At 65.9% G+C, this 25,615-nt stretch carries 26 protein-coding genes, 2 tRNA genes and 1 pseudogene; 16 read left to right on the forward strand and 13 right to left on the reverse strand.

Annotated elements, in window-relative coordinates:
- Positions 1-78: 78 nt before the first annotated feature.
- A complete protein-coding gene (locus tag AC6I6X_RS09155) occupies positions 79-1,224 on the reverse strand; it encodes a S8 family peptidase (protein WP_497930206.1) in 1,146 nt (381 codons plus the stop codon).
- A gap of 176 nt (positions 1,225-1,400) precedes the next feature.
- On the opposite strand from AC6I6X_RS09155, the gene AC6I6X_RS09160 reads away from it, so the two are divergent.
- The 3 genes from AC6I6X_RS09160 (at position 1,401) to AC6I6X_RS09170 (ending at position 3,375) form a co-directional block, all read left to right on the forward strand.
- On the forward strand, positions 1,401-2,381 hold the full coding sequence (locus tag AC6I6X_RS09160) for an MBL fold metallo-hydrolase (RefSeq protein WP_497930207.1): 981 nt from the start codon (positions 1,401-1,403) through the stop codon (positions 2,379-2,381).
- 140 nt (positions 2,382-2,521) lie between these two features.
- Positions 2,522-3,124 carry a uracil-DNA glycosylase gene (locus AC6I6X_RS09165; RefSeq protein WP_497930208.1) on the forward strand — a complete coding sequence of 201 codons (603 nt, stop codon included), beginning with the start codon at positions 2,522-2,524 and terminating at the stop codon, positions 3,122-3,124.
- A 101-nt stretch (positions 3,125-3,225) separates the two neighbouring features.
- Positions 3,226-3,375: a hypothetical protein gene (locus AC6I6X_RS09170; RefSeq protein WP_265109760.1), complete on the forward strand. Its 150-nt coding sequence runs from the start codon at positions 3,226-3,228 to the stop codon at positions 3,373-3,375.
- A 104-nt stretch (positions 3,376-3,479) separates the two neighbouring features.
- Here AC6I6X_RS09170 and AC6I6X_RS09175 read toward each other — a convergent pair whose 3' ends face one another.
- Together AC6I6X_RS09175 and AC6I6X_RS09180 are read right to left on the reverse strand one after the other, a co-directional pair.
- On the reverse strand, positions 3,480-3,758 hold the full coding sequence (locus AC6I6X_RS09175) for a PadR family transcriptional regulator (RefSeq protein ID WP_497930209.1): 279 nt from the start codon (positions 3,756-3,758) through the stop codon (positions 3,480-3,482).
- Between the two features lie 448 nt (positions 3,759-4,206).
- On the reverse strand, positions 4,207-4,401 hold the full coding sequence (locus AC6I6X_RS09180) for a cold-shock protein (protein ID WP_006087767.1): 195 nt from the start codon (positions 4,399-4,401) through the stop codon (positions 4,207-4,209).
- Positions 4,402-4,846: 445 nt separating this feature from the next.
- On the opposite strand from AC6I6X_RS09180, the gene AC6I6X_RS09185 reads away from it, so the two are divergent.
- The 3 genes from AC6I6X_RS09185 to AC6I6X_RS09195 all read left to right on the forward strand — a co-directional run bounded on the left by AC6I6X_RS09185 (position 4,847) and on the right by AC6I6X_RS09195 (position 7,690).
- Positions 4,847-5,566 (forward strand): queuosine precursor transporter, encoded by a 720-nt coding sequence (locus AC6I6X_RS09185; protein ID WP_497930210.1) that lies wholly within the window; start codon positions 4,847-4,849, stop codon positions 5,564-5,566.
- Positions 5,567-5,701: 135 nt separating this feature from the next.
- The gene (locus AC6I6X_RS09190; RefSeq protein ID WP_497930211.1) at positions 5,702-6,799 is read left to right on the forward strand and encodes an aminopeptidase; all 1,098 of its coding nucleotides are present in this window, start codon (positions 5,702-5,704) and stop codon (positions 6,797-6,799) included.
- A 276-nt stretch (positions 6,800-7,075) separates the two neighbouring features.
- Positions 7,076-7,690 carry a DUF309 domain-containing protein gene (locus tag AC6I6X_RS09195; protein ID WP_497930212.1) on the forward strand — a complete coding sequence of 205 codons (615 nt, stop codon included), beginning with the start codon at positions 7,076-7,078 and terminating at the stop codon, positions 7,688-7,690.
- Between the two features lie 91 nt (positions 7,691-7,781).
- On the opposite strand, the gene AC6I6X_RS09200 is transcribed toward AC6I6X_RS09195, so the two are convergent.
- Together AC6I6X_RS09200 and azf are read right to left on the reverse strand one after the other, a co-directional pair.
- On the reverse strand, positions 7,782-9,029 hold the full coding sequence (locus AC6I6X_RS09200) for a plastocyanin/azurin family copper-binding protein (protein ID WP_497930213.1): 1,248 nt from the start codon (positions 9,027-9,029) through the stop codon (positions 7,782-7,784).
- A gap of 420 nt (positions 9,030-9,449) precedes the next feature.
- A complete protein-coding gene (gene azf / locus AC6I6X_RS09205; protein ID WP_497930214.1) occupies positions 9,450-10,193 on the reverse strand; it encodes an NAD-dependent glucose-6-phosphate dehydrogenase Azf in 744 nt (247 codons plus the stop codon).
- 211 nt (positions 10,194-10,404) lie between these two features.
- Here azf and AC6I6X_RS09210 point away from each other — a divergent pair, with 211 nt between their 5' ends.
- The gene (locus AC6I6X_RS09210) at positions 10,405-10,770 is read left to right on the forward strand and encodes a dihydroneopterin aldolase family protein (protein ID WP_497930215.1); all 366 of its coding nucleotides are present in this window, start codon (positions 10,405-10,407) and stop codon (positions 10,768-10,770) included.
- A 30-nt stretch (positions 10,771-10,800) separates the two neighbouring features.
- Here the strand turns inward: AC6I6X_RS09210 and AC6I6X_RS09215 are convergent, their stop codons facing one another.
- Positions 10,801-11,019, reverse strand: coding sequence for a helix-turn-helix transcriptional regulator (locus AC6I6X_RS09215; protein WP_497930216.1), 219 nt, complete (start codon positions 11,017-11,019; stop codon positions 10,801-10,803).
- Positions 11,016-11,426, reverse strand: a complete 411-nt coding sequence (locus tag AC6I6X_RS09220; RefSeq protein ID WP_497930217.1) for a DUF2178 domain-containing protein — start codon at positions 11,424-11,426, stop codon at positions 11,016-11,018. Before AC6I6X_RS09220 ends, AC6I6X_RS09215 begins: the two co-directional genes overlap by 4 nt.
- Positions 11,427-11,717: 291 nt before the next feature.
- On the opposite strand from AC6I6X_RS09220, the gene AC6I6X_RS09225 reads away from it, so the two are divergent.
- Positions 11,718-12,149 carry a DUF5790 family protein gene (locus AC6I6X_RS09225; RefSeq protein ID WP_497930218.1) on the forward strand — a complete coding sequence of 144 codons (432 nt, stop codon included), beginning with the start codon at positions 11,718-11,720 and terminating at the stop codon, positions 12,147-12,149.
- 63 nt (positions 12,150-12,212) lie between these two features.
- Here the strand turns inward: AC6I6X_RS09225 and AC6I6X_RS09230 are convergent, their stop codons facing one another.
- Complete coding sequence (locus AC6I6X_RS09230) at positions 12,213-12,953, reverse strand: creatininase family protein (RefSeq protein ID WP_497930219.1); 741 nt, start codon at positions 12,951-12,953, stop codon at positions 12,213-12,215.
- A gap of 175 nt (positions 12,954-13,128) precedes the next feature.
- Between AC6I6X_RS09230 and AC6I6X_RS09235 the strand changes: the two genes are divergently transcribed.
- A complete protein-coding gene (locus AC6I6X_RS09235) occupies positions 13,129-13,473 on the forward strand; it encodes a DUF5789 family protein (RefSeq protein WP_497930220.1) in 345 nt (114 codons plus the stop codon).
- Between the two features lie 80 nt (positions 13,474-13,553).
- On the opposite strand, the gene AC6I6X_RS09240 is transcribed toward AC6I6X_RS09235, so the two are convergent.
- Positions 13,554-15,500 (reverse strand): ABC transporter ATP-binding protein, encoded by a 1,947-nt coding sequence (locus AC6I6X_RS09240; protein ID WP_497930221.1) that lies wholly within the window; start codon positions 15,498-15,500, stop codon positions 13,554-13,556.
- Positions 15,501-15,537: 37 nt separating this feature from the next.
- On the reverse strand, positions 15,538-16,146 hold the full coding sequence (locus AC6I6X_RS09245) for a DUF192 domain-containing protein (protein WP_497930222.1): 609 nt from the start codon (positions 16,144-16,146) through the stop codon (positions 15,538-15,540).
- A 62-nt stretch (positions 16,147-16,208) separates the two neighbouring features.
- Here AC6I6X_RS09245 and AC6I6X_RS09250 point away from each other — a divergent pair.
- Positions 16,209-16,282: transfer RNA gene (locus tag AC6I6X_RS09250), tRNA-Val, on the forward strand.
- A gap of 314 nt (positions 16,283-16,596) precedes the next feature.
- Entirely contained in the window at positions 16,597-20,133 is a 3,537-nt protein-coding gene (locus tag AC6I6X_RS09255; RefSeq protein ID WP_497930223.1) for an Eco57I restriction-modification methylase domain-containing protein, read from the forward strand.
- Between the two features lie 81 nt (positions 20,134-20,214).
- On the opposite strand, the gene AC6I6X_RS09260 is transcribed toward AC6I6X_RS09255, so the two are convergent.
- A complete protein-coding gene (locus AC6I6X_RS09260; RefSeq protein ID WP_497930224.1) occupies positions 20,215-20,661 on the reverse strand; it encodes a DUF7344 domain-containing protein in 447 nt (148 codons plus the stop codon).
- A gap of 220 nt (positions 20,662-20,881) precedes the next feature.
- On the opposite strand from AC6I6X_RS09260, the gene AC6I6X_RS09265 reads away from it, so the two are divergent.
- The 3 genes from AC6I6X_RS09265 (at position 20,882) to AC6I6X_RS09275 (ending at position 23,264) form a co-directional block, all read left to right on the forward strand.
- Positions 20,882-20,955, forward strand: a tRNA-Phe gene (locus tag AC6I6X_RS09265).
- Between the two features lie 556 nt (positions 20,956-21,511).
- The gene (locus AC6I6X_RS09270) at positions 21,512-22,453 is read left to right on the forward strand and encodes an ATP-grasp domain-containing protein (protein ID WP_497930225.1); all 942 of its coding nucleotides are present in this window, start codon (positions 21,512-21,514) and stop codon (positions 22,451-22,453) included.
- 7 nt (positions 22,454-22,460) lie between these two features.
- Positions 22,461-23,264 carry an aldo/keto reductase gene (locus AC6I6X_RS09275; protein ID WP_497930226.1) on the forward strand — a complete coding sequence of 268 codons (804 nt, stop codon included), beginning with the start codon at positions 22,461-22,463 and terminating at the stop codon, positions 23,262-23,264.
- Positions 23,265-23,302: 38 nt separating this feature from the next.
- On the opposite strand, the gene AC6I6X_RS09280 is transcribed toward AC6I6X_RS09275, so the two are convergent.
- Complete coding sequence (locus tag AC6I6X_RS09280) at positions 23,303-23,602, reverse strand: DUF7577 domain-containing protein (protein WP_497930227.1); 300 nt, start codon at positions 23,600-23,602, stop codon at positions 23,303-23,305.
- A 112-nt stretch (positions 23,603-23,714) separates the two neighbouring features.
- Between AC6I6X_RS09280 and AC6I6X_RS09285 the strand changes: the two genes are divergently transcribed.
- On the forward strand, positions 23,715-24,380 hold the full coding sequence (locus tag AC6I6X_RS09285; protein ID WP_497930228.1) for a hypothetical protein: 666 nt from the start codon (positions 23,715-23,717) through the stop codon (positions 24,378-24,380).
- A gap of 11 nt (positions 24,381-24,391) precedes the next feature.
- On the opposite strand, the gene AC6I6X_RS09290 is transcribed toward AC6I6X_RS09285, so the two are convergent.
- Complete coding sequence (locus AC6I6X_RS09290; protein ID WP_497930229.1) at positions 24,392-24,718, reverse strand: 2Fe-2S iron-sulfur cluster-binding protein; 327 nt, start codon at positions 24,716-24,718, stop codon at positions 24,392-24,394.
- Between the two features lie 338 nt (positions 24,719-25,056).
- Here AC6I6X_RS09290 and AC6I6X_RS09295 point away from each other — a divergent pair.
- A pseudogene (locus AC6I6X_RS09295) lies at positions 25,057-25,512 on the forward strand (YbhB/YbcL family Raf kinase inhibitor-like protein); the annotation flags it as partial.
- Between the last annotated feature and the right edge of the window lie 103 nt (positions 25,513-25,615).

Below are 25,615 nucleotides of genomic sequence, written 5' to 3' on the forward strand. Positions count from 1 at the left end.
GTGGAAGCCCGATTCGGAACAGCGGGATACGTGCCAGTACTGGACGTTCGTATCCGACGAAACGGGGACCGATCGGATTCAGCTCGAGAGACCGAGGGCCGCGGCGACGTCGAGCAAGCCGCTCCCCTGCTCGTTGTCCGCGAGGCCGATGTCCTCGGCCGTGTCCGTCAGCCGCTGACGGGCTTCGACGTTCGTGTAGCCGTTCGCCATTAGCTGGCCGCCCGCACCGGAAACGTGCGGACACGCCATCGACGTCCCCGAGAACGTGTCGTAGCCGCCGGGGATCGTCGAGTAGACGTCCTCGCCCGGGGCGGCGATCTCGATTTCGGGTCCGGTCGAGGAGAAATTCGCCAGCGAGTCGTCCTCACTGGTCGCGCTGACGGCGATGAACTCCGAGTAGGCGGCCGGGTAGCCGACGCAGTCGGAACAGGGTCCGTCGTTACCCGCGGCGGCCACGAGCAGAACGCCCTCGTCGTAGGCGTACTGTCCGGCGTCCTTGACGGTCTGTGACCCGGAACTCGCGCCGAGGCTGAGGCTGGCGACGTCCCAGCCCTGGTCTGCGACGTACTCGATGCCGGCCGCGATGTCGGAGAACGACCCGCTGCCGCGGCTGTCGAGCACTTTGACCGCGTGCAGCGTCGCCTCGGTGGAGACGCCGACGACGCCCTCGCTGTTGTCGACGGCGTCGGCGGTCCCTGCACAGTGGGTGCCGTGATCGTTGTCGTCGTCCCAGGGCTCGCGACAGATGTTCGGATTCCCCTTGCACTCCACGAACGCCTTGCCTTTCCCCAGGTTGGCCTGCAGATCGGGGTGGTCGGAGTCGATCCCCGTGTCGAGGATCGCGATGTCGGCACCGGCACCGGTTTCGCCGTCGTCGTGGGCGACGTCCGCGTCCACGCGATCGATACCCCACGGGAGGGTCTGGGCGAGCGCGTGCATCTCGCCGTTCTCCTCGACGTAGCGCACGTTCGGGTTCTGCTGGAGGCTGGAGACCGCACGCTTTTGCATCCGGATCGTCACTGCGTCGAACGCGAATTCGCGAACCGTCTCGGACGCCGCGTCGAGTGCCGCGGACCGCCCGCTGGCGTTGGCGAAACCCACGTTGACCTCGACGGTGTCGTCGGGATCGGCCGCTGCCAGACCGGTCGTGCCGACGGTGGCGAGCGCTCCGCCAGCCGCTTGCAACACTGTTCGTCTGTTTACTGGATGGGGGTTCTCTGACATCCGTTCCCACGTGACATTCACTAATACGTGAATGTTTGGGTAGGGGAATATGATACAGTTAACGGCTACTGGCGAGTAATAATGCGTGCGGCTACGTTCGGCCGTCGAGGGCCGCGCGCGCCAGACCGGAATGCTCAGGCTCGGGACTTAGGGCCGATCCGACCGACGGATGAGTCATGGCCGCCCGCGCAGGCGACCACGACGGCTTCTACGTCACGGTCCTCGGAACGGGTGCGTCGGCACTGGACAACGAGCGGGCGTCCGTCGGGTACGCCGTTCACGTCGACGGCGACCCGACGCTGCTGGTGGACGCTGGCGGCGGGACTGCCGCGCGACTCAGCGACGCCCGGATCGACCTGACCGCGCTGGACGCGATCTTTCTCGGCCACCTCCACGTCGATCACACGGCCGACGTCCCGGCGATCGTCAAGGCGGCCTACCAGCAGGGTCGTGGCGATCGGCCCCTGGCGGTGTACGGGCCTGCGGGGAACGCACGACAGCCTGGGGCCGAACAGTGGCTCACGACGCTGTTCGACGAGGGCGGGGCGTACGGCTACCTGTCCGACTTCGTCGAGCGGTACGCGGACGGCGAACTGGCGCTTCCGGTCACCGAGGTCGACGCCGCCGTCGGCGAGGACGACGAACCGGAACGGATCTACGAGGGCGACGGTGTCGCCGTCGACGCGATTCCGGTCGTCCACGGCCGGGTCCCGGCGCTCGCCTACCGGGTGTCCTCCGGGGGGCGATCGGTCACGTTTTCCGGCGATTACGCCGCCGAATCGGGGAACGTGCCGACGATCGCCCGGGGAACCGACGTCCTCGTTCACCACCGTGTGCTCGCGGACGACGCGGACGGGCCGAAAACGGCGCTCCATCCCTCCGCGAGCGCCTGCGGGCGAACCGCCCGGGCGGCCGACGTCGGCACGCTCGCCCTGTCCCACGTCGGCCGCGACGACCCCGCCGATCTCGAACCGGCGATAGAGACCGTCCGCGACGAGTACGACGGCCGAGTGGTCGTCCTCCGGGATCTGGTCGACGTCTACCCCGACGGCACCGTCGTCGACGCGCGATCGAACCCGGAGACCGGACCGGGGGCGATCGACCCGGCCGACGCCGGGCCGGACGTCGTCGTCTACGACGATCGGGCGGATTCGTAGCGCGATACCGGCGTCACCGGCCGTGCACTCGGCGGCACCGTCCGGGAGTCGATCCCCGACCGGCCCGCCGACGGACGTCCGTCGACCGGGCTGTGTAAGCAAGGGAAACGATGGTTCCAGTCACGGCCGTAGCCTCCACCATGACCGATCAGCACTCGACCGACTGGTCGTTCCGGACCGTGTTCGCGGATGCACTCGAGGCCGTTCCGGACGACCAGCGCGATTCCGATCGGTTCGTCCCCGGCGTCGGCCCGCTGTCGGCCGACGTGATGCTCGTCGGCGAGGCGCCGGGCGAACGGGAAGTCGCCGAGGGCGAACCGTTCGTCGGCCAGGCCGGCTCCCAGCTCGATCGGGCGCTCGAATCGATCGGCCACGATCGCCGGGAGCTGTACGTCACCAACCTCGTCAAGGTGCGGCCACCGGAGAACCGCGATCCCCGCGTGGCGGAGATCGAGGCGTGGTGGCCGGTGCTTGCGGCCGAGATCGAGCGCGTCGATCCGACCGTCGTCGTTCCGATGGGGAGCTTCGCGACGGCCGAGATCCTCGATACCGCCGAGACGATCACCGACCTGCACGGTCGGACGTTCGAGCGCGAGGTGGGAGCGACCTCGAGCGGGACCGACTCGCGAGCCCACGCCGAGCGGATCGTCGTCCCGTCGTTTCACCCGGCCGCGGCGCTGTACGATCGGAGCAAGGTCGACGCGATCGAGGCCGACCTGGCGGCGGCGCTGGAGCGGGCGTGACGACGGCATCGTCTCGAACGGGGCGACTCCGGGACCCGGAGACGACCAGTTGCCCGCCGGACACCGGTGCATTTTAAGAGTGATACCTGATATCAGTAGGTATGGAACTCGACGAACTCCTCGAAGGGGAATCGCTCACCGGGCGTCAGGCGGCGATCATCTTCTTTACCTTTCTCATCCTCATCGTCCTGGCCGCGCTGTTTCTGATCACCTTTAGCGACTTCTTCCGGAACCTCGTCGCGTTCGCGTAATCGGCTGCGGTCGGGCGTCGTCCTGGGTCCGTGACGGACCCGTAGGAGCGTCTGCCGGGACCGAACTCGCGATTCGGTGGTCGTCGATCGGCGCCGGATCGGAACTACAACTCGTCGAGGTACTGCGATTCCCACTCCCGGCGCTGTTCGATCTGCTGACGGCCCTCGTCGCTGATCGCGTAGTAGTTCGTTCGGCGATCGAGTTGTCCCTTCTCGACGAGTCCCTTGTTGACGAGCGTGTCGAGGTTCGGATAGAGTCGGCCGTGGTTGATGTCGCTGCTGTAGTACGTCTCGATCTCGTCTTTTACGTCCTGGCCGGACGGCTGGTCGGCCCCGGCGATGACGTACAGGAGATCTCGCTGAAACCCGGTCAGATCGTCCATGGTTCACCCATGTAGTCACACCAGTATTCTGATTGTTTGTTATCGATTACGTATCGGCGGTTTTGGTGGCGGTTTCGAGGTCCTCAACGGCGGAACGACTGCGATTATGATGGCGTCGGCTCGTAGGAGATCCCTACTCCGGCGGGCAATCGAGCCGCCCAGGTCGCCGACCGGGACCGGAATTCCGCCGCGAGACGCCGTGAACGGGCGTTGTAGTGACTGCCGACTCGCGTAATGGTCTCGGTAGCACAGTTGCCAGTGAGGATTCCGTCCACATCGCCGCGAGCGGAGACTCGCCGGTGGGCGATCGGCGCGGCCCCCGCCACACCGCCGCGGCTCCTCGAGCACGGCGTCGCGTCTCGGCGGAGACGTAGCCGTCGCTCGTCGAGTAGTGTGCTGAAGAATTGCTAATCGAATGTGAACCCGTTACCGAACGTGAGAGGCCGTATTACAGGCGGGTGACGTTGGTGGCGCGGGGGCCCTTGGGGGCCTGTTCGATGTCGAATTCGATGTCTGTGCCTTCTTCGAGGTCCGGACCGCCAACGTCTTCCATGTGGAAGAAAACGTCATCGTCCGCGTCGTCCGTCGAAATGAAACCGTAGCCGCCTGTGTCGTTGAAGAAATCAACGTTTCCTTTCGCCATTGCAATTCAACGAATCCCCGCCACACGTATAACAGTTGTGTTATAGTTATTCTATCGAAAGGAAAATAATTCGAGGTAGAATCTGCTATACGCGGAACGATAGGCGAAGATGCGCCGGGTTCGGTTTTCACGTTTCTCGGACAACTATTCTCTCCGCTGGTCGAAACGACGATCGGTGTACCGCCGGAGCACCGCTTACAACACCGCTTGTCGGGTGTCCGTGCGTGGCTGCATTCGTCTCGACGTGCGACACGACGGCGCCGATCGCGCTCGTCGGCCGCATTCGACGCCGACCGATCGTCCAGAACGACCGCACCTCGTCGGTGCCGCCGGGTCGCACGGGGCGCGTTCACAGCCATCGCTCATCGTTCGCGATCACCTGGCGCATACTCGAATCGGACCCGAATAGTATCGTTTAGGTAGGTTCGCTGACTACGCGGGGGATATGACTCAGCAACGTGGGACGCCGACGATCGCACAGGTAGCCCTGATCGGGTTGTTCGTGGCGGCGCTCGTCACGGCCCAGTTGACCGCCTCGAAGGTGCTCGCGTTCGACATTCCCGTGGCGCTCCCGATCGCGGGGGACCAACTCGCCCTCCCCGGGGCCGCGCTCGCGTACGCGTTGACCTTCCTCGCGAGCGACTGTTACACCGAACTGTACGGCAAGCGCGCGGCCCAGATCGTCGTCAACGTCGGGTTCGCGCTGAACTTCGTCGTGCTGGCGCTCGTCTGGTCGACGATCGCCGCGCCGGCGGCGGATCCCGATAGCGCCGGCCAGTTCGCGACGGTGCTCGGCGCGTCGACGAACATCGTCCTCGGCAGTCTCCTCGCGTACGTGATCAGCCAGAACTGGGACGTGCTCGTCTTCCACCGGATCCGGGAGTACACCGGCTCCGAGAAGCTCTGGCTCCGCAACATCGGCTCCACGGCGAGCAGCCAGGCGATCGACACCGTCGTCTTCGTCGCCGTCGGCTTCGTGCTCGCCCCGGCGATTCTCGACGTCGGCATGGCCCCGCTCCCGTTCCAGGCGGCGCTCGGCCTGATGATCGGCCAGTACCTGCTGAAGTTCGCGATCGCGGTGCTCGACACGCCGATCGTCTACGCCATCGTCTCGCTCGTGCGCTCGCACGAGGGCGTCGACGCGGGCGAGACCCACCTCGCCTGATACGGATTGCTGTAACTATTTACCGCCGAACACCAGGACGGGGTCGGCGACCGGCGGTAATTGACTACAGCAGTCCGTATGAATCCGTTCGCGATCGATCGGAGACCGTTTTAGTATCCCGGCCGAGCCACCGGTATGGACGAACGCGTTCGCGAACACGCGGCGGTACTGGTCGACTGGAGCGCACGGGTCGAGGCAGGCGATAACGTCGTTCTCTCGGTGGGGCCGGACGCCCACGAACTCGCCGTCGCCGTCGCCGAGAAACTCGGCGAGCGGGGGGCGAACCTACTCGCGACCTACAGTTCCGGCGAGGTCACGCGCGCGTACCTCCGGGCGCACGACGACGACTTCGACGAGAACCCGGCCCACGAACGCGCGTTACTCGAGGAGAGCGACGTCTACCTCTCGATCGGCGGCGGGCGGAACACGAGCGCGACCGCCGACGTGCCGGGGGAGACGCGCCAGGCCTACCGCAGCGCCCGGACCGAGATCCGCGAGGCGCGCTACGACACGCGCTGGGTCTCGACGGTCCACCCGACCCGATCGCTCGCCCAGCAGGCGAACATGGCCTACGAGGAGTACCAGGCGTTCGCCTACGACGCCATCCTCCGGGACTGGGAGTCGCTGGCGGAGGAGATGGCCCGTCTGAAGGACCTGCTCGACGAGGGTTCGGAGGTCCGACTCGTCTCCGACGACACCGACCTCACCATGTCGATCGAAAATCGAACGGCGGTCAACAGCGCGGCGTCGGTCGCGTACGACTCGCACAACCTGCCGAGCGGCGAGGTCTTTACCGCGCCCGCGGCCACCGAGGGAACGGTCGCGTTCGACGTGCCGATGACGCTTCGCGGCGAGGCGGTTCGCGACGTCCACCTCACCTTCGAGGACGGCGCGGTCGTCGACTACGCGGCCGAGCAGGGCGAGGCCGTGATCGGCGACATTCTGGACACCGACGAGGGTGCCCGCCGACTGGGCGAACTCGGGATCGGCATGAATCGCGGGATCGATCGGTACACGGACAACATCCTCTTCGACGAGAAGATGGGCGAGACGGTCCACCTCGCCGTCGGCCGGGCCTACGACGCCTGTCTCCCCGAGGGCGAGTCGGGTACCGACTCCGCCGTTCACGTCGACATGATCACCGACGTCAGCGAGGACTCACGACTGGAAATCGACGGCGAGGTCGTCCAGCGGAACGGTCGATTCCGGTGGGAGGACGACTTCGATCGGTGAGTTCACGTCACCGCCCGTCGATCGTCAGAACGGCGGGTTAAGCACCAGTTACGCCGCTTCTCACCCGAGTTAGTCGATCGAAACGACCGCATAGTAATGGGACGTTCCGTCGTCGATCCCGACACCGCCATGACCGGTGGCGGCCAGTAACCGGTCCGGGGCGATCGCTGCTCGTCGCCCCCTACCCCGCTTCCACAGTTGTCTGCCCGCCTCGCCGGAGGCGGTAGTATCCGGCGATCACCGTTTCTTTATTCGGGTCGAAATCCAACGACTGCTATGCGCGATCGGCTTCGGGCGGGCGTCGCCGTCTACAACGACGGGTACTACCACGCCGCCCACGACGCCTGGGAGGACTACTGGCTCGACCTCGAGACCGGGACCGACGACGAGCGCCTGCTCCACGGCTTGATCCAGTTCACCGCCGCCGTCTACCACGCTCGCGATCGCAACTGGGCGGGTGCCGTCGGCCTCGCGAACAGCGGTCGGGACTACCTCGACGGCTTGCCGGCGGACTATCGCGACCTGAGACTCGATCCGATCCGATCGGCGCTCGGCACGATCGCGGCCGATCCCGAGGTCGTCGAGCGCCGCCCTCCGATTCCGATCGAACACGAGGGAACGGCCCCCACGCTCGCGGATCTCGGCGTCGAACCGACCGCGATCGCGGCGAGCGTCCTCGCCGAGGAACTGGGGTTCGACGAGGACCCGATCGAGAGGGCACGAACGTACGCGGAGCGCGATCTGGCGGCCGGGGACGACGCCAGTCCGTTCATCACGTTGCTGTTCGACTTCGTCCGCGAGGACGACCATCGGGGGATCGTTTACCAGCGGTTGACGGGCCACGTCGACCGACGACGATCGCGCGAAAAAGACGTCGAAGGGCTGTTCTGACCGCCCGATCGGTCGGCTCGATCGCGCCGGATCCCGATCGCCGTTCGCCGTCTCGGCTCGTGGCTCGTCGCCGACACCGACGCTCGCCGGTCTACTCGCTCGCGTCGGACCGGATGGGAGTCCCGTCGGGTCCGAGGACCCACCAGACGTCGTTGCTGCCCCGTCCACGAGCGTCTCCCGGAGCGTCGTCCTGGGCGAAACCGTACAGCGGCCAGCCGTTGGCCGTCACCTGCATCTCACCGGTTTCTCGCTTGAAGGTCTCGAGATCGGCCGTGACGCCGTCGCCAGCGCTGGCCGCGTCGGCGGTGAGCGGCGGCCAGGCATCGGCGCAATCCTCGTCACAGGTACTCTCCGCCGCTCCCTGGGTGTCCTGATCGAACATGTACAGCGTCATCTCGTCCGAGTCGACCAGGATCTCGCCGTGTTCGGGGTGATCGCGGACCTGAACGGTCGGCGCTGCCTCGTCGGCTTCGTCATGATCCGGGAGTTCATCCGCGAAGCGATCGATATCGGCGAGGACGTCCTCGAACGGCATCGTTCCCCGGTCTCGAACCGTCGCCGGGTCGAGCGCGGGGGCGTCGAGGATCTCCTGCGGTGTCAGCCACGCCCACTCGCAGTCCTCGTTCCCCTCGGTCGTCGCGTTGAGTTCGTGTTCGAGGAACGCCTTGCTAAATGGCGCAAGGAGCGGCGGTTCGTCGCTCCCCTCGAACGTGTCCTCGTACTCCGGCAGATCGTCCTCGGCGAGGTCACCGACGACGATTCGCATGCTCATTCCGAGCACGTGGTGTGGGCCACAGTACACGTCGTACACGCCCGTTTCGGTGAACTCGTAGAGCCAGGCGCTACCGAGGTTGAGCACCGGCGACGAGAACGGCGGCACTCCGTCGGGCACTCGCTGCTGGAATCCCTGTGCGGGATGATACGCCGTAACCGTGTGATCGGGAGATTCGGGAGTAAATTGCACGACGTCACCGGCACCCACGTGAATGCCGATCGGGTCGAAGTGGAAGAACGGAGGCCGGTCCGGGTTCTCCGGATCTTCCGACTCCACCGTGTGGAGTTCGACTTCGTGATCGGGGTCGAGCGTCGCGGGCAGTTCCTCGACGTTCGGCACCGCAAAGCCGTACTGCGGGTCGATCTCCGCCGCGTCGGTCCCGGTCGTATCGCTCTCCTCTGCGTCGGAGTCGTCATCGTCGCGAGCGGTTGTGAGACCACTGCTCAGCGAGAGAGCGACCCCCGCGCCCAGCGTTTTCAGCAACGGTCGCCGCTCGAAGTCGATCCACCCGGCGATCGATTTGTCGAACGATTCCTCGGGTCTCTCGGCCTCGGGTGATGCCATCGTATCACTCCCCCAGTTGCTGCCGCCTGCGTCGAATACGTGCACTTTCCGATGAATATAGCGACGGGATCGTTCCATCTCGATAATAGCAGTTACCCAATATGTCGTCTCCTGCAGATTGCGAGACGACCCCTGTCGGCCCTACAATGGTAATAGGTAACACACACCGGAGGTACAGACGAAATGGCTCGCTGACGTATAATTTCGTGTAATTATGTGTCGGTGGAATGGGGCGGCCGATCCCAGTTCCGTCCGCAGTCGGTACGGTCGACGTCAAAAATCCGGTCAGTCTCCGTGCGAGTACAGACAACCCGATCGATGGGCGTCTCTCGCTGAGACACCGCGTCCATAGCAGGGGAAGCGACTACTCACGGCGTTCGTCTCGTGGCCCGGTCGCGCGATTTCGAGACCCGATCGCCGTCAGTCGTGTCGCGCCGAGTTGTCCCGTGGCTCGTAGCCCAGCACCTCGCGGGCCCGATCGATCGAGTAGTACTTGCGATCGTTGTCGGAGATGCCGTAGACGATTTCGTAGCCGTAGTCGGCGCGGATACAGCGATCGAACAGGTGGGCACAGTCGCGGTAGGAGAGCCACATCGCCTGGCCGCGTTCGTAGTCGATCGGCGGGTGGCCCTCGGTGAGGTTACCGATGCGGACGTTGACGACGGAGATGCCGTACTCGTCGTGGTAGTAGCGCCCGAGGGTTTCGCCGGCGGCCTTCGAGACGCCGTAGAGGTTGCCGGGGCGGGGCAACTCGGTGCCGTCGAGCAGGTAGTCGTCGTGGGCGCGGTACATGTCGGGCGTGCGCTCCTCGGTCTCGTAGGCCCCGACGGCGTGGTTCGACGAGGCGAAGGCGACCTTCTCGACGCCGGCGTCGACGGCAGCCTCGAAGATCGTCTGCGTCCCGTTGATGTTGTTCGTCAGGACGCTGTCCCACGGCGCCTCCGGCCGCGGGTCGCCCGCGAGGTGGATCACGACGTCGATGCCTTCCATCGCCTCGCGGACGGCGTCCTCGTCGGTGATGTCCGCGACGACGAACTCGCCGGGGTGGTCGTCCGTCGGCGGGTCGCGATCCATCAGGCGCCACTCGTGCTCGTCGCCGATGCCGCCGAGAATCGCCTCTCCGACGCGCCCCGCAGCCCCCGTGAGCAGGACCGACTGTGCCATTCGTTCGGTGTGAAGACAGGGGCCGATAAGTAACGTGCGATTCCGCGTCGGTCCGATCGTCGCTGACATACGTTTCCCGGATGATACGACGCCCGATCGGGGTCCGCGACCCCGGACCCCAGTGTGCGACTGGACCCGGCGATCGGAATCACGTCCCGCCCGATACCCGCGGACCGGAATCCCCTTCCCGACCGTGCCCGTGGGATCGGCTATGCCCAGCGATTCGACGCCGACCGACGCGGAAGCCGCCTGTTTCGAGGCCGGCATTAAGTTCGGGACGCTCTACCACCAGTTCGCCGGGACGCCGGTCTCGCTCGAGAGCGCGCCCAGTCTCGCGACCGCGATCGAGGAGTCGATCGAGAACCAGCCCCACTGTACCGCGGTGACGGTCGAGGTGCGGGAGGACGAACTGGCCGCGGCGCTCGAAGCGGGCCCGGCCGACTACACCGAACTGACGGGGCGCTTCCTCGAGGTCGAGATCGTCGTCGACTACGAGGGCTGCGAGGTCGTCACGCGCATGGCGATGGAGGACGGCTACCCGCTGATGCGACTGGAGGAGGTCCGCGGTCGCGAGTAGCGTCCCGATCGGTTCGTCCCGTCGAACCCGTCACGCGGAGTCGGAATCGTCGTCTCCGAGTTCGGGATCGAACAGGTCCTCGATCGAGGTGTCGAAGTGAGCCGCGAGTTCGAACGCGAGTTCGAGCGACGGATCGTACCGATCGCGCTCGATGGCGTTGATCGTCTGGCGGGAGACGCCGACGGCGGCCGCGAGATCGGCCTGGCTCTCGCCGCGCTCTTCGCGCCGATCGCGGATGTCGCACTTCATCGGCGGCTGTAGTAGCCGATCGCGACGCCGTAGGTCACGTAGACGACGGTCGTCGTCCAGGCGAGCGTCACGCTCGCGGTTCCCCACGAGAAGTACCGGGTCGACGAGAGGACGACGAGCGACGGGAACACGATCGCCGCCAGCCATCCGAACAGCGTCAGCGTGAACCCGCTGGCGCGTCTGTGGATGGTGTCGTCCCGTTCGTCGAACAGCGTGTACCTCGTTGCGGACGGGATCGCCACGGCGGCGATCATGCCGAGGGCGTAGAGTCCAACCGCGACGAGCGGACGCTGGAGCGCCGAGCCCACGCCGAGGGCGATGCCCGCGAATACGCAGCAGGCGAGCATCAGTCGCTTGTACGTCTCCGGTGCGCCGGTTCGAAGGAATCCGATTGCAGGTTCCGTCATGGGTGTCTCGATCTCGAGGTTCGTACCGCGCTCGTCCTGTAAAGGACTCTTTACAGTAAAGTGTGCTTTACACTCCTACTTAATCCTGTCCGTTCGTTGCCACCAGGACCGTGTCGAATCTATTCGCTCACTGTCCTACTTCGGGTGTCGATCCGATTTCCCGCCGCGAGTCTCGACGGTTCCAGCCTTTCGAAATCTCACCGTCGATCGGGCGATATCGGATCGCTTCGGCCGATTTTCACTTTCACTTTCGGGCTACCTTTTAACCCCAGTCCCGGTGAACGTGGTGACATGAGCCAAGCGACACTCGGCGACGACGACGAACTGTTCGGCGAAGCGGCCAACGAGATGCGCGAGGACGTCGAATCCTCGCTCGCGGCGGCCTGGGACGCACTGCCGGCGGCCGACGACGTCTGGGAGACCGACGCGGACAACGTCCTGGGCGTGCTCAACGGGCTCAACTCCGCGCTGGACGCCGGCGATGCCGAGGACCACCTCCGGGACGCCAAGAAGTGGTTCACGATGGGCCAGCGCGCCGACGCCTTCGACGACGCCGACGACCTCGAAGAAGAGATCGGCGACCTCGAGGACGCGATCACGGACATCTCCGCGGCGGGCGAGCAGGTCGGCGACCTCACGTCGACGATTCCTGCACTCCGGAGTACGCTAGAGGACGCCGGGCCCGACGCGGAAGCGGAAGAAGAGGAAGAAGAGGAGGAGTAACGACCGGCTCATCTCGGTCCATTCGCCGGCATCCGGGAGCCGTCGTTCTCTGCCAGCCCCGGGCTACGATCGGTCCTCGGGCCGAGAGACGTCGCGCTCGGCGATCGTCGCGAGGAGTCGAACGAGCGCATCCGCCGCCAGGTCGAGCAGTTCTTCGCCGCGTCGGGCGTCGCCGTCGGCCGGATCGCCGACGACGCCGTTGTCGGTAAACTCCGCGGAGTCGTAGGCCAGATTCGTGTGACTCGTCCACTCGCCCCAGCCGTCGGCCCGTCCGTCCCGTGCCTCCTCGATCCGATCCTCGCGGACGAGGTCCGGGTCGACGTGGCGTAACAGCGCCGTCTCGAGCGGGCCGCCGTGGCCCATGTCGGCCGCGTGGTCGCCGACGGCTTCGAACCACGTGAACGGGACGGTGTAGGCCGTTCCCGATCGGGTCAGGGTGCCCCCGACCTCCCGCAGGGCGTCGACGTTCCCGCCGTGGCCGTTGACCAGGACGACCCGATCGAAGCCGTGGTGGGCGAGGCTCTCGACGGCCTCGCCGACGTAGTCCCGGAACGTGTCTTCGGAGACCCACATCGTGCCGGTGAACTGTCGGTGTTCCGCGGCGATCCCGATCGGAATCGCGGGTGCCCGCACGACCTCGCGATCGGTTCGATCGAGGGCGGCGTCGGCGACGGCCTCGGCCCCGATCACGTCGGTCCCGAGCGGCGCGTGGGGGCCGTGCTGTTCCGTGCTCCCGACGGGGACGACCGCGAGTTCGGTGTCGGCGTCGCGCACGTCGGTCCACGTCGCATCGGAGAGGTCCATGGATGAGTCCTCCGACCGTGTGGACATGAAACCCTCGGTGGCCGTGGCGTGCGTCGCCGGTTGCGGCGGCGACGGCAGCGGCTCGATCGGGGCCGGTCGAGCGGCACCCTGGCGATGCGGGAACGGTGCGTACGCAGGGCCAACCTGTTTGAGCGCGCTGGCGCAGTATCCTCCCATGAGTAACGAGGATCGCGAACTCGGCGTCGAACTCGGAGACCTTCAGGAGGAACTCGAGAGTCAGGAGTATCCCGTCAGTCAGGACGACCTGCTCGACGAACACGGCGACGAGCAGATCGGCATGGGCGAGGAGACGATGACCCTCGCGGAACTCATCGGGCCCCTGAACGAGGACGAGTACCGGGACTACGGCGAGGTCGAGCAGGCGATCATGAACATGGTCAGCGACGACGCGATCGGGCGGAAGAACTACAGCGATCGGACGCCGCCGGCGGCGGGCGAAGACAGGCAGGACGAGGGGGCACCGGATCAGGAGGGACAGCGCGAACAGGAGTCGTTCTGAGCGTCCGACCGATCAGGTGAACGAGTGCTGCGCAGTCGGGTTCGAGGACCTTCGTGACGCGCTGGATCGGTAGCGACGGCTCAGTCGTCGTCGGCGTCCGCGTCGACCTCCGTCCGCGCCTGGCGGCGCTGGGCGCGCTCGATGAACTCCTGTGGCAACTCGTCGATCTCGCCCGCCTGGACGCCCCAGAGGTGCGAGTAGAGCCCGTCGTTGGCCAGCAGCCCCTCGTGCGTCCCTCGCTCGACGATCTTCCCGTCCTCGAGGACGACGATCTTGTCGGCGTCTTTGATCGTCGAGAGCCGGTGTGCGATCGCGAACGTCGTTCGATCGGCGGCGAGTTCGTCGATCGATCGCTGGATGAGCATCTCGGTCTCGGTGTCGACGTCGCTCGTGGCCTCGTCCAGGATCAGGATGTCGGGATCCTTGAGGATCGCGCGGGCGATCGAGATGCGCTGGCGCTGGCCGCCGGAGAGTTTGACGCCGCGTTCGCCCACCTCCGTGTCGTACCCCTCCGGCAGGTTCTGGATGAAGTCGTGCGCCTCGGCCATCTTCGCGGCCTCGATCACCGCCCCGCGGCTGGCGTCGAACGCGCCGTATCGGATGTTCTCCGCGACGGTGCCGTAGAACAGGAACGTGTCCTGGCTGACGTAGCCGATCGACTCGCGAAGGCTCTCGAGGGTGACGCCGCGGACGTCCTGTCCGTCGACGGTGATCGCCCCCTCGTCGACGTCGTACATTCGCAAGAGGAGTTTGAGGATGGTCGACTTGCCCGCACCAGTGGGACCGACGAGCGCCAGCGTCTCGCCGCCGTCGACGGTGAACTCGACGTCCTCGACGGTGGTTTCGTCGTCGTAACCGAACGTGACGTCGTCGTACGCGACGCGGCCGTCGGTCACCTCGAGGGCGGTCGCGTCGGGGGTCTCCGCGACCCGACTCGGTTCGTCCATCAGGCCGAACATCCGCGCCGAGGAGGCGCGGGCACGCTGGTACATGTTGATGATCTGTCCGAACTGGGCCATCGGCCAGATGAACCGCTGCGTGTAGAGGATGAACACGACGAACTCGCCCTCGCTCAGCGTGCCGGTGAAGGGACCGGGCGGTCCCTGGAAGACCCACAGGCCGCCGACGAGGAACGTGACGACGAAGCCGATGCCGGCGAGGACGCGCAGTCCCGGGAAGAACTTGATGCGCGTCTCGATGGCGTCCCAGTTGGCGTCGAAGTAGTCCTGCGAGACGTCCTCGACGCGATCGGACTCGTAGTCCTCGGTCGTGCTCGACTTGATCACCTGGATCCCGCCGAGGTTGTTCTCGAGGCGGGAGTTGACCTTCCCGACGGTCGAGCGGACGGCGGCGTACTTGGGCTGGATGATCCGGACGAACAGGTAGGTGAAGCCGGCGATCAGCGGCACCGGGAGCAGGGCCACCAGCGCCAGTTGCCAGTTGTACGCGATGAGGATGGCACCGATTCCGACGACCATCACCGCCAGTCGGAACAGGGAGTTCATCCCGTCGTTCAGGAACCGCTCGAGGCGGTTGACGTCGTTCGAGAGGATCGACATCATCTCGCCGGTCTGCTTGTCCGCGAAGAAGTCCATGTTCAGCCGCTGCATCTTGTCGTAGGTGTCGGTCCGGATGTCGTGCTGGATGTTCTGGGCGAACGCGTTGAATCCCCAGTTGCGGATCCAGTGAAACGCGGCCCCGACGAAAAAGGCGCCGGCGATGACGCCGATCGTCAGGTAGAACTGCTCGAGTTGGGTCTCGGGAACGTACGGCGCGACGAGTCCGCTGCCGAACGGAAGCGCCTCCGCGTAGCCGATCTCGTCGCGAAACACCGCGTCGAGGGCCACCGCCAGCATGATCGGCGGCAGCAGATCCAGCACGCGGGCGGAGACGCTCGCGAGGATGCCGACGACCGCGTGAAACACGTAGTTACGACCGTACTCGACGAACAGCCGCTTCATCGGATTCTCGATCTCCTCGCGCTGTTCCTCGAACGGGTCGTCGTCCTCCCAGTCGACACCGCTCATTACTCTCGCCTCGGGGGCCGCGGCCAATAAGCGTTTGCTACGAATCGAAATAGGTCGCCTCGTCGATCGGCGCGGCGACGACCGACTCGCTCGCGTCCGCTTGCAGTGCCGACGGAGCGATCGACGTGATGCTCACCTCGTTCGACTCGAGATCGATCTCGACCTCGTCGCCGACCTCGGTCCCCGTCTCGTTCGCGTAGCCGCGTGGCACCTCGAGCACCCACTTCGCCTCGCCGGAGTACTCGAGATCCTCGCCGTCCTCGCCGGGTTCGGGGGCCCGCGCGTGTGCGATCGTCGTGATCTCCCGATCGGCGTCGATGAAGATGATGTCGATGTCGAAGTCCATCTCTCGCATGACGTACGTGCGTTCGCCCTCGCGTTCGTGCACGAACAGCATCCCGGTCCCCGGTTCGAGCGAGTCGTGATCGCTCAGTCCGGTGTAGCGCTCGCTGCGCGTGTCGGCGACCTCGACCTCGACGACCGCCTTGGGATCCCCGTCGGCCTCGTTCTCGTCGTCGACTACGCGCACCTCGCCCTCGTCCGGACTCCACGGGGCGGAGACGACGCCGCCCTGGACGAGGAGCACGAGGACGATCGAACAGGCTGCGATCACGAGCAGCCCCTTCCAGACGCGCTCGAGAACCATGGGGCATACCTGCCACGCGAGAAAGTAAAGGTTATTCGGACGGGGCGATTCAGTCGGCATGCGGGCTCGTGGTCTAGCTGGTCATGACGCGGCCTTTACAAGGCCGAGGTCGGTGGTTCGAACCCGCCCGAGCCCACTGTTGCTGTCGCGAACATCCCGTGAGCGATAGCAACGTGATGCGAGCGGCGGTTCGAACTAGACCGAGGTTCTGCGCCCGTGGCGCAGGTTCTCGGGCGTAATTCGAACCCGCCCGAGCCGTCGATCGGTCCGATCGTCTTCCCTTCGCTCACCGATCTGATTCTACCGTCGCGATCGTCGACGGACGAGCCACGACCCCGCTCGAGTAGCCGCCGCACCGCAATCGACCGACCTGCCATCGATCGCGAGCGCCGTTCTCTGCCCCTGTACCGGTGCCCCACGTTGATATGCGATCCCCGCGTCCAGTGACACGTGACCCAGCAGCGGCTCACCGCGGCGGACGTTCTCGGATGGAACTCGCTCCGGGAGATCGCCGAGTCGTTCGCGACGCGTGGTCTCGAGGTGCGATCGACGCCCGGCGAACGGGCGCGCTTTGCCTGTCGGTGCGACGACGAGACGCTCGGTCTCGTCGTGGCCGGACCGGACGAGTCGCCGACGGCGTTCGGTCCCGACCGGGGCGATCGGCGGACGAATCTCGTCGCAGCCCACGATTTCGAGCGGTTCACGGTCATCGCGCGCGATCGGCGGCGGACCGACCAGCGCCACGGTCGAATCGGGTTCCGGACGCTCTCGTTCGCGAAATCGGGGTTCAGGCGGGAGACCGAGCGCGCGGACGCGATCCTCGACCGACTCAACGCGATCGGTGACGGCTCGACGGGACTCGCCGAGACGCTGTTCGACACGTGCGCGGTCGTCGAGGGGTTCGTCCGGGAGTTCGAGGCGTTGCGGACCGACCTCGTGGAGGCGGTCGCGGGGGTTCCGGCCGATCGTGGCGACGCGAAACGGCGGTACGTCCAGGTCGTCCTCGATCGGCTGCTCTTTCTCGCCGTCCTCCAGGCGAAGGGGTTGCTCGACGGGTCCGAACGGTATCTTCACGATCGGCCCGCGACCGTCGTCGACGAGGGGGCGGATCGGTACGAGGCGTTCTTCCGGCCGCTCTTCGACTGCCTCGCCGGCGACGAGCACGACTCCGCGTTCGGGCGGGTCCCATCCATCGACGGCGGGTTGTTCGCCAGGGCGCCGATCGAACGCGAGTTCGCCGACGCCCGACTGGGCGCGTCCCCGATGGAGACGAACGCGCTCCTCGACGACGTGCTCGCGTTCCTCTCCGAGTGGAACTGGGCGGTCGACGAGCAGGTCGCCGCCGCCGGCCCGAAGACGCTCACCCCCGCGATCCTGGGTCGGATTTACGAGCGGACGGTCACCCAGAAGGGACTGGGCGCGTACTACACGCCCGACGAGATCACCGGATTCGTGGCGCGCCGGACGATCCACCCGTCCCTCCTCGATCGGCTCTCGGAGGCCGTCGACGCGGCGTACGAGTCGATCGACGAGGTGTTCGGCTTCACCGGAGAGGCGGTCAGTGACGCCACTGTGACCGTCGACGGTGGAGCGCCGACGCCCCCGGTTCCGATGGCGCGGGTGACGACGGCCCACGTCGAGACGCTCTATCACGACGTGCTGTGGGAGACGCGAGTCCTGGATCCGGCGGTCGGGAGCGGCGCGTTCCTCCTCGCTGCACAGGACGTCCTGCTCGACGTCGCCGTCCAGTGTCTCGAGTTCTTCCGGCGCCTCGAGCGCGAGGGGCGCGGCGACGCGCTCGAGGCCCGGACCCGGGACGAACTGACGGCGATCGAAGCCGACGACGACACCCCCTCGCTGCACGCGAAGCGCGCGATCGCTCGCCACTGCCTCCACGGCGTGGACGTCGACGACGGAGCCGTCGAGGTCTGCAAACGCCGTCTCTGGCTGTCGATGGTCGCCGACATCGAGGATGAGCCAAGTGCAGTAGAGACCGTGCCCGACGTCGACGACGGTATTCGGCAGGGTAACGCCCTCGTCGGCGTCACCGATCTCGCCGATCGAGAAGGGGACGCGTCCGCCACGATCGATAGCCGTGACGGCGGCGACGGGGACGAGGGGTACGAGGCCGCGGGCGATCGGCCGTCTCCGTCCAGCGACGAACTCGACGAGCGGGTGCTCGCGGACTTTCACGACGCGGGACTCGAGGACGTTACTCGTGCGGACCTCGCGGATCACTCCCCGTTCCACTGGCCGCTCGAGTTCCCGGCGGTGGCCGCCGCAGGTGGCTTCGACGTCGTCGTCGGCAATCCGCCCTGGGACGTCGTCGCGCCCGACCGCGAGGAGTACTTCGCGAGGTTCGACGAGGGGTTTCGAACCCGATCGCCGTCCGAGAAAGACGCCGTCCAGGAGCGACTCCTGGACGACCCCGCGATCGCCGACGGCTGGGCGGCCTACCAGGAGCGACTGGCGACCCGCGCGGCCTACTTCAACGGCAGTTCGCAGTACGTCCTGCAGAACCCCGACGTCGGCGGCACCGCCGTCGGCACCGACAACGACCTCTCGATGCTATTCCTGGAACGCGTCTTCGAGGTGGCGAGCGACGAGTCGTACGTCGGCCAACTCCTTCCGGGAACCGTCTTCGTCGGGGCCGCGGGGGCCGACCTTCGAACGCACCTGCTCGAGGAGACGTCGCTCCAGCAGGTCGTCCTCTTCGAGAACCGGGGCGTCTTTCCGGACGTCGACAGCCGGTACAAGTTCGGCATCGCCGTCTGCGAGACCGGCGGCCGCACCGATCGATTCGAGTCGATCTACCGGAAAGGCGACCTCGACGTGCTGGGACGCGTCGACGAGGCGGCGGTTACCGTCCCCCGGGCGGTCCTGACCGAGTACTCGCCGAACGCGGGGCTATTTCCGCTGGTCGAATCGGAGACCCAGGCCGCCATCCTTCGCAGCCTCGTCGCCCATCCGCCGCTGTCCGACGACGCCCCGGGGTGGACGGTGACCCCGTACCGTGAACTCGATCGCAACAGGGACCGCGACCGCTACGTCGAATCCGAAGCGGCGGGCGCGTATCCGGTCTACGGCGGATCGAACGTCTACCAGTACAGCTATTCGCCCGACGTCGTCGCGGACCTGGCGCCGCCGACGCTGTGGAGCGTCGCCGAAGACCGCGACCCCGAGCGAAGCGCCAAACGCCGAATTCGGGAGAAAGCGCTCCGGTCCCGCGACCCCGAACTGGGCCTCAAGAAAGCACTCTACGAGGCGTTCGACGGAACGGGGTCACAGACCGCGTTCGTGGACGACCTCCTCGAACGGGAACGCGGACGGCCGCTCTCGCTCGAGGACGTCAAACTCGACTGCAGCGCGTATCGCATCGTCTTCCGGAACATCACGAATTCGACGAACGAGCGAACGATGATCTGTGCGGTCGTTCCGAAGGGAGTCGTCTGCCACCATGCGCTCAACACCATCCGTCCCTACACGTTCGACATCGATCGAGACGCCCTCTCGGAATACCCCCTGCACTCGGTCTACGAGCGCGTGTTCACCGATCGCGAACTGTTCGTCGCGCTCGGACTCCTGAACAGTCTCCCCTTCGACTACCTGATGCGGAGAAAAATCGAGGAGAACCTCGTCTCGTACAAACTGACCGAGTCACAGGTGCCGCGTCTGACCGCGGGCGACGACTGGTTCGAGTACATCTCGGAGCGCGCCGCGCGCCTCAACTGTTACGGCCCGGCGTTCGCGAAGATGCGCGACCGCCTCGGCGGTATCGACCCGGTAACCGACCGCAGGGGTCGCACCGAACTGCAGGCCGAGATCGACGCGGCGGCCTGTCACGCCTACGGTCTCTCACGTCGCGAGGCGGCGTTCGTCCGCGACTCCTTCCACCGGGTGTCAGACCCCCGGATCATGACGGACGCGTACTTCGACCTGGTGGGGACGACATACGATCGTCTCGCGTCGGCCGGGCCGTTCCCCTGAGCGTGCGTGAATCGAGGCGTTCGCGGGCGTCCGATGGTAGCCGGCGATTGCAAGGAGTAGTCTGATAATAGCCGCGATCAGTCAGTGCTTGAGTCGCGCGACGTTCTCGCGAATCTGGCCGAGCAGGCCTTCCTCGGACTCGGCTTCGAGGGCGCTGTGCAGCGTCGAGTTCTCCGGTTCGTCCTTGACCACGACGCGGAGGTACGGTTCCAGCTGTTCGAAATTGTCCGAGAGCACGACGGTGTGGTTCTCCTCGTCGTGCTCCACGACGCCTGAGTCGGCGAGTTTCGGGACGTGACACTGGACGGACGAGACGTAGACGCTCTTGTACTCGTTTTTCGCGACCTCGTCGGGCGGCACGTCGTGTTCCCAGCCGGCGACCTGTTCGGCGATCGACGACAGCTCGATCGGGCCGTCTTGCCCTCGGAGGGCATAGAGGAGGTATCGCCGGCGTCGGTTCGCCAGGAGCTCCAGAATGGTGTCGGCCGAGAGTTCTGTTTCTCCCTCGTCCGAGGCAAGTGCTTCCATAACACGATGTTACCCTCCAGCGCAGAAAAGCGTGTCTTGAATATCCAACATTCCAACCAACGAACGTCAGGCACTCCCAAACGCGATGGTAGCCATCCCGTTACTGAGTCGCGATCGGCTTACTGGCCTCGACTGGCGAGAAACCTGTCGTTCCGCCTGCCATTCTGCCGGCGATCAGATTCGAAATCCTTTTTTATACCATGGACGGAGATGTAGGTGCGCCGCCTTAGCTCAGACTGGGAGAGCACTCGACTGAAGATCGAGCTGTCCCCGGTTCAAATCCGGGAGGCGGCACTTCTCACCGCGAACAACATCGTGAGCCGTGCAAATGCGATCGGATTGCGTTCAAACCGGACCGAGAATCGGCACAAGATCCGAAGTGTCGTCGTTGAGCACGGAACGTTGGGAGTCGAGACGAGCGATTGAGTCGACAGATCAGCACGTACTATAATCGGTGGATACGTACCCGGCGGGGCCGAGGAGGCGATCGCGGAGGGCGTCGAGGAAACGGCGGGAGAAGCGACCGGCAAGGATCTCTAGCGGGTCGCTAACTGTCCGCCGTAGACCTGTCGAGTGTCGATCGCCGATCGCGCCAGCCATCGCTCCGTCGCAACGAGCATCATTGGTGGCGTCTCGAGCGCCACGACGGAACGCGGGCGACCGTGGTGACCGGAAACGGCCCCGATTCGACTTCGGAGACACTCTCGTCGCCCCGCTCATGGGCTTGAACGACGATCGGCCGGGACGGAACGCGCCGAAATCCTCGCGACGGCGACGCCGACGTGACGGTTCGAGTACAATAATTGTGTTCAGCGAGCGTTCTTGTCGTCCGCCCTGTATTGCGCTGACAATGGCTGACGAGCGACCACTGATCGGCATCGTCACCGGCACGAGGGCACCTGAACTGACCGACGACGGCCAGGCCGTCGCGTCGGGCCTCCGCGACCGGGGGTACGAAGCCGAACCGGCGATCTGGAGCGTGCCGGGAGAGGACTGGTCGCGGTTCGACGGCCTCGTCGTCCGATCGTGCTGGCAGTACTACGAGGACCTGGACGCGTTCCGCACGTGGCTCGGGACGGTCGAGCGAAACGGCATCGTCGTTGTCAATCGGCCCGACGTGATCCGGTGGAACGTCCACAAGTTCTACCTCCAGGATCTCGAGGCGGCGGGCGTCTTCGTCGTCCCGACTGCGTACGTCGATCGAGGAGCAGACGTCGACCTCGGGACGGTGCTGGCCCGGAACGACTGGACGGACGCCGTAGTCAAACCGGCGATCGGGACCAGTTCCGACGGCGTCTGGCGGACCTCGACGCCGATCGGACCGGACGAAGCGGACCGGTTCGAGGCCCAGCGCGCCGAACGCGATCTTCTGGTCCAGCAGTTCGCCCCCGAGGTGCTCGACGGCGAACTCTCGGTGATCTTCTTCCGCGCGACGTTTAGCCACGCTAACCGAAGCGTTCCGGCCGCCGACGACTTCAGGGCGCATCCGGATTTCGGCGTCTCCACCGAGGCCGCCGATCCGTCGGCCGATCTCGTCGATCAGGCCCGAACGGTCCTGGACGCCGCCGCTGACGTCCACTCGATCGACCCGTCCGAACTGACCTACGCCCGCGTCGACGGGGTCGAGCGAGACGGGGCGTTCGAACTGATGGAACTCGAACTGATCGAACCCTATCTGGGTCTCTCGCGGACCGACGGGGCGCTCGATCGGTTCGTCGACGCGATCGACGCGGCGCTACGTCGTCGCTCCGACTCGATCGCCCCGGCCCGCCGTGATGGACGATTCACGTGAACCATCCATGTCACCCACAGCACTGCCCCGGATCGGTATCGGAACGTACGACGTACCACCCGCGGCCTGCACGGCCGCGGTCACCACGGCCCTGAACCTCGGGTACCGTCACGTCGACACGGCGGAGATGTACGGGAACGAGGCCGCGGTCGGGCGGGCGATCGATCGGGCCGGAGTCGACCGGGAGGACGTGGTCGTCGCGACGAAAATTCACTCACGAAACCTTTCCTACGAGGACGTGATCGACCACGCCCGCGCGAGTCGCGAACGACTGGGCGTCGACGCGATCGATCTGCTGTACGTTCACTGGCCGATCAGGACCTACGACCCCGCCGAGACGCTCGCAGCGTTCGACGAACTGTACGATCGGGGCGTGATTCGACGCGTCGGCGTGTCCAATTTCACCCCGTCGTTGCTCGCGGAAGCGATCGAACGGCTGGACGCGCCGCTGTTCGCCCATCAGGTCGAGTGCCACCCGCTGTTGCAGCAGGCGGAACTGCGCCGGTACGCCCGGGACCACGGCCACTACCTCGTCGCGTACTCCCCGCTCGCGAAAGGTGCCGTCACCGAGGTCCCCGAACTCGTCGAAATCGCGAGGGAGAACGGGGCTACGCCCGCTCAGGTCGCACTCGCCTGGCTCCAGTCCACGGAGAACGTCGTCCCCATCCCGAAGTCGACCTCGGAGGCGCATCTTCGGGAGAATATCGAGGCGAGACGGCTGGAACTGGACGAATCGGCGATCGACCGAATCGACGCGATCGAGCGGACGACTCGGCTGGTCGACTTTCCGGCCACGCCGTGGAACGAGTGACGAGTCGATGAGGACTGTGTTTCTCGAAGCGCCGCGGTTCAAAGGGGGGATGCACAGCGACCACAGTACCGAAACGCGGGGTCGTTCTTCGCACCACAGTGACGACACGTCAGGCGCGTCTGCCCCGCCGCGTCCTCCTCGACCGGAGCGGCGGATCCCCGGTCGTACTCCTCGTCTTCGGTGTAGCGTTCGATCTCCCCGTTCTTCCACTTGCGTCGTCGTTCGACCCCCTCCCGGAAGATCCGGACGAGAACCGGGATGCTGACCCCTAACGCGAACAGCAAGAGGACCAGTATCACTGCGGCGTAGATCTGTCCGGGCGTGACCACACGTGACATACGATCGCAGATCGGTTAGCTATTGTGTGCGAATACCTGACGATCTCGCGCGCGTACTCGATGGTGATCGGCCGGAACCGTTATACTATGCCCCTCTGATGGGAGTCGCACGATGAAGGCAGGAGTGCTCGGTATCGTCGATGGGTCGTTCGACGTCGTCGATTCGTACACCGATACCGTCACGACGGACGAGCAGGAACTCGATCGCTGTCTCGAGATCGATCGCGTGTTCTCGCTCCCGTCCGGGGACATGGCGTTCGCCGGTCGGGCTGCTGCCGACGCGCGGACGGAGCGGACCACGACGACGATCGAGGACGGCGAGATTCACGTCACCGAACGGGCGCGGACCGAGACGAAGTACACCGAATTCGTCGGCGTTCCCGGCGAGTTCGTCGCCGTCGACGGGAGCGACGGGACGTTCGCGTTCGACCTCCTCGGGGCCGAGACCGACACGAGCATCGAGCGCGCGACGCTGGATCTCGACGAGTTCTTCGCGGCTCGCGAGTCCGCGACGCCGTGGAAAGCCGGCTTTTACGGGTCCGTCGACGGGATGAACGGCGTCTTCCACGGCGAGGACTTGCGGGCGAGCCACGACGTGGACGCCCTCCTTGCGGACTCGACCCTGAATCAGGTCGGCCTCTCATACGAGTACGACGGGGCCGACGTGAAGATGACGGCGGCCCGGAGCGGGTACGTGGAGGTCTACCGGCCATCGGAGTTCGACTCCGGGCAGTTCCTGACGTACTTGCGCGAGGAGATCCGTCCGTACGTCCGGTGAGTCCGGCCCGATCAGTCCGTCTCCTCGATTTTCTGCCCCCAGAATCCGGGGTGTTTGGTCACCGTCACGTCGCCCTCGACCCGGGTCTGGCAGGCCAGTCGGAGGCCGCGATCGGGATCGTGTGGCGGAAACGAGAGGCGCCGCTGTTCCCGCTCGGTGGGATCGCTGACCGCCCCGTCCACCTCGACGGCGCAGGTGCCGCAGGTGGCCTTCCCGCGACAGTTCACGGTATCGGCCATCCCGTTGTGCGGGCTCTCCCCGGCCTCGAGGAGCACGTCGCGGAGGATTTCACCCTCGTCGCAGTCGATCCGTCGGTCGCGGAACTGAACCGTTGGCATACCTGCAGGTACGTTCCGTGCGACCGTATGGCTTGGTGGTCGTCGGTCTCCCGTCGTCCCCGTCGGTGGTCTCTCGTCCGATCGGCCTCCCGCCGGCACTCCCTCCGGCGGCCTATATTTCGATCGCGGGCGAATGACGCCGTATGCACCCGTCCGCGCCAGCCACGCGTCGAACGGTCGTCGTCGGACTGGGCGCGCTCGTCGCCGGATGTCTCGACGACGGGATGGACGAGTCGACGACGTCCGAAGACGACGGCACCGACGGGTCCAGCGCGACCGATGGTGACGATGGGAACGCGTCCGAAAACGGCGTCGACCCCACCGGCGAGGTCGAACAGGTCGGCGACCTCGCGCTCACGAGTCCGGCGTTCGACGACGGCAAACGGATTCCCGAGCAGTACGGCTACGAGGCCGAGAACGTCAATCCGCCGCTGTCGATCGAGTCGGTCCCCGACGTCGCCGATTCGCTCGCCCTGATCGTGGACGATCCGGACGCGGTCGAACCGGCCGGGGTGGTCTGGACGCACTGGCTCGTCTGGAACGTCCCGCCCGACACGACGTCGATTCCGGAGGACTGGGACGTCGAGGAAGCCGCCGAGGGGACGACCGACTTCGACGAGGTGGGCTACGACGGCCCGAACCCGCCGAACGGGGAACACCGCTACCGGTTCAAACTCTTCGCGCTGGAGACGACGCTCGACCTGTCGCCCGAAACGGACGTCGACGGCCTCGCGGAAGCCGTGGACGGCCACGTGATCGCGGCCACGCAACTCGCCGGAACCTACCCGGCCTGATACGGACTGCTGTACGTCATTTCCCGCGCAATCGCGACCCGTTAGCGGTTGCGCCGGTACATCGTTACAGCAATCCGTGTGAGTGGCCGTCGTCGAAAGGGGG

This window comes from Halosolutus sp. YCN4 (genome assembly GCF_059736495.1).

Excerpts from the sequence above, each read along its gene's own strand:
- AC6I6X_RS09155 (WP_497930206.1), bottom strand. The coding sequence starts at position 1,224 with ATGTCAGAGAACCCCCATCCAGTAAACAGACGAACAGTGTTGCAAGCG.
- AC6I6X_RS09160 (WP_497930207.1), top strand. The coding sequence starts at position 1,401 with ATGGCCGCCCGCGCAGGCGACCACGACGGCTTCTACGTCACGGTCCTC.
- AC6I6X_RS09165 (WP_497930208.1), top strand. The coding sequence starts at position 2,522 with ATGACCGATCAGCACTCGACCGACTGGTCGTTCCGGACCGTGTTCGCG.
- AC6I6X_RS09170 (WP_265109760.1), top strand. The coding sequence starts at position 3,226 with ATGGAACTCGACGAACTCCTCGAAGGGGAATCGCTCACCGGGCGTCAG.
- AC6I6X_RS09175 (WP_497930209.1), bottom strand. The coding sequence starts at position 3,758 with ATGGACGATCTGACCGGGTTTCAGCGAGATCTCCTGTACGTCATCGCC.
- AC6I6X_RS09180 (WP_006087767.1), bottom strand. The coding sequence starts at position 4,401 with ATGGCGAAAGGAAACGTTGATTTCTTCAACGACACAGGCGGCTACGGT.
- AC6I6X_RS09185 (WP_497930210.1), top strand. The coding sequence starts at position 4,847 with ATGACTCAGCAACGTGGGACGCCGACGATCGCACAGGTAGCCCTGATC.
- AC6I6X_RS09190 (WP_497930211.1), top strand. The coding sequence starts at position 5,702 with ATGGACGAACGCGTTCGCGAACACGCGGCGGTACTGGTCGACTGGAGC.
- AC6I6X_RS09195 (WP_497930212.1), top strand. The coding sequence starts at position 7,076 with ATGCGCGATCGGCTTCGGGCGGGCGTCGCCGTCTACAACGACGGGTAC.
- AC6I6X_RS09200 (WP_497930213.1), bottom strand. The coding sequence starts at position 9,029 with ATGGCATCACCCGAGGCCGAGAGACCCGAGGAATCGTTCGACAAATCG.
- azf (WP_497930214.1), bottom strand. The coding sequence starts at position 10,193 with ATGGCACAGTCGGTCCTGCTCACGGGGGCTGCGGGGCGCGTCGGAGAG.
- AC6I6X_RS09210 (WP_497930215.1), top strand. The coding sequence starts at position 10,405 with ATGCCCAGCGATTCGACGCCGACCGACGCGGAAGCCGCCTGTTTCGAG.
- AC6I6X_RS09215 (WP_497930216.1), bottom strand. The coding sequence starts at position 11,019 with ATGAAGTGCGACATCCGCGATCGGCGCGAAGAGCGCGGCGAGAGCCAG.
- AC6I6X_RS09220 (WP_497930217.1), bottom strand. The coding sequence starts at position 11,426 with ATGACGGAACCTGCAATCGGATTCCTTCGAACCGGCGCACCGGAGACG.
- AC6I6X_RS09225 (WP_497930218.1), top strand. The coding sequence starts at position 11,718 with ATGAGCCAAGCGACACTCGGCGACGACGACGAACTGTTCGGCGAAGCG.
- AC6I6X_RS09230 (WP_497930219.1), bottom strand. The coding sequence starts at position 12,953 with ATGGACCTCTCCGATGCGACGTGGACCGACGTGCGCGACGCCGACACC.
- AC6I6X_RS09235 (WP_497930220.1), top strand. The coding sequence starts at position 13,129 with ATGAGTAACGAGGATCGCGAACTCGGCGTCGAACTCGGAGACCTTCAG.
- AC6I6X_RS09240 (WP_497930221.1), bottom strand. The coding sequence starts at position 15,500 with ATGAGCGGTGTCGACTGGGAGGACGACGACCCGTTCGAGGAACAGCGC.
- AC6I6X_RS09245 (WP_497930222.1), bottom strand. The coding sequence starts at position 16,146 with ATGGTTCTCGAGCGCGTCTGGAAGGGGCTGCTCGTGATCGCAGCCTGT.
- AC6I6X_RS09260 (WP_497930224.1), bottom strand. The coding sequence starts at position 20,661 with ATGGAAGCACTTGCCTCGGACGAGGGAGAAACAGAACTCTCGGCCGAC.
- AC6I6X_RS09270 (WP_497930225.1), top strand. The coding sequence starts at position 21,512 with ATGGCTGACGAGCGACCACTGATCGGCATCGTCACCGGCACGAGGGCA.
- AC6I6X_RS09275 (WP_497930226.1), top strand. The coding sequence starts at position 22,461 with ATGTCACCCACAGCACTGCCCCGGATCGGTATCGGAACGTACGACGTA.
- AC6I6X_RS09280 (WP_497930227.1), bottom strand. The coding sequence starts at position 23,602 with ATGTCACGTGTGGTCACGCCCGGACAGATCTACGCCGCAGTGATACTG.
- AC6I6X_RS09285 (WP_497930228.1), top strand. The coding sequence starts at position 23,715 with ATGAAGGCAGGAGTGCTCGGTATCGTCGATGGGTCGTTCGACGTCGTC.
- AC6I6X_RS09290 (WP_497930229.1), bottom strand. The coding sequence starts at position 24,718 with ATGCCAACGGTTCAGTTCCGCGACCGACGGATCGACTGCGACGAGGGT.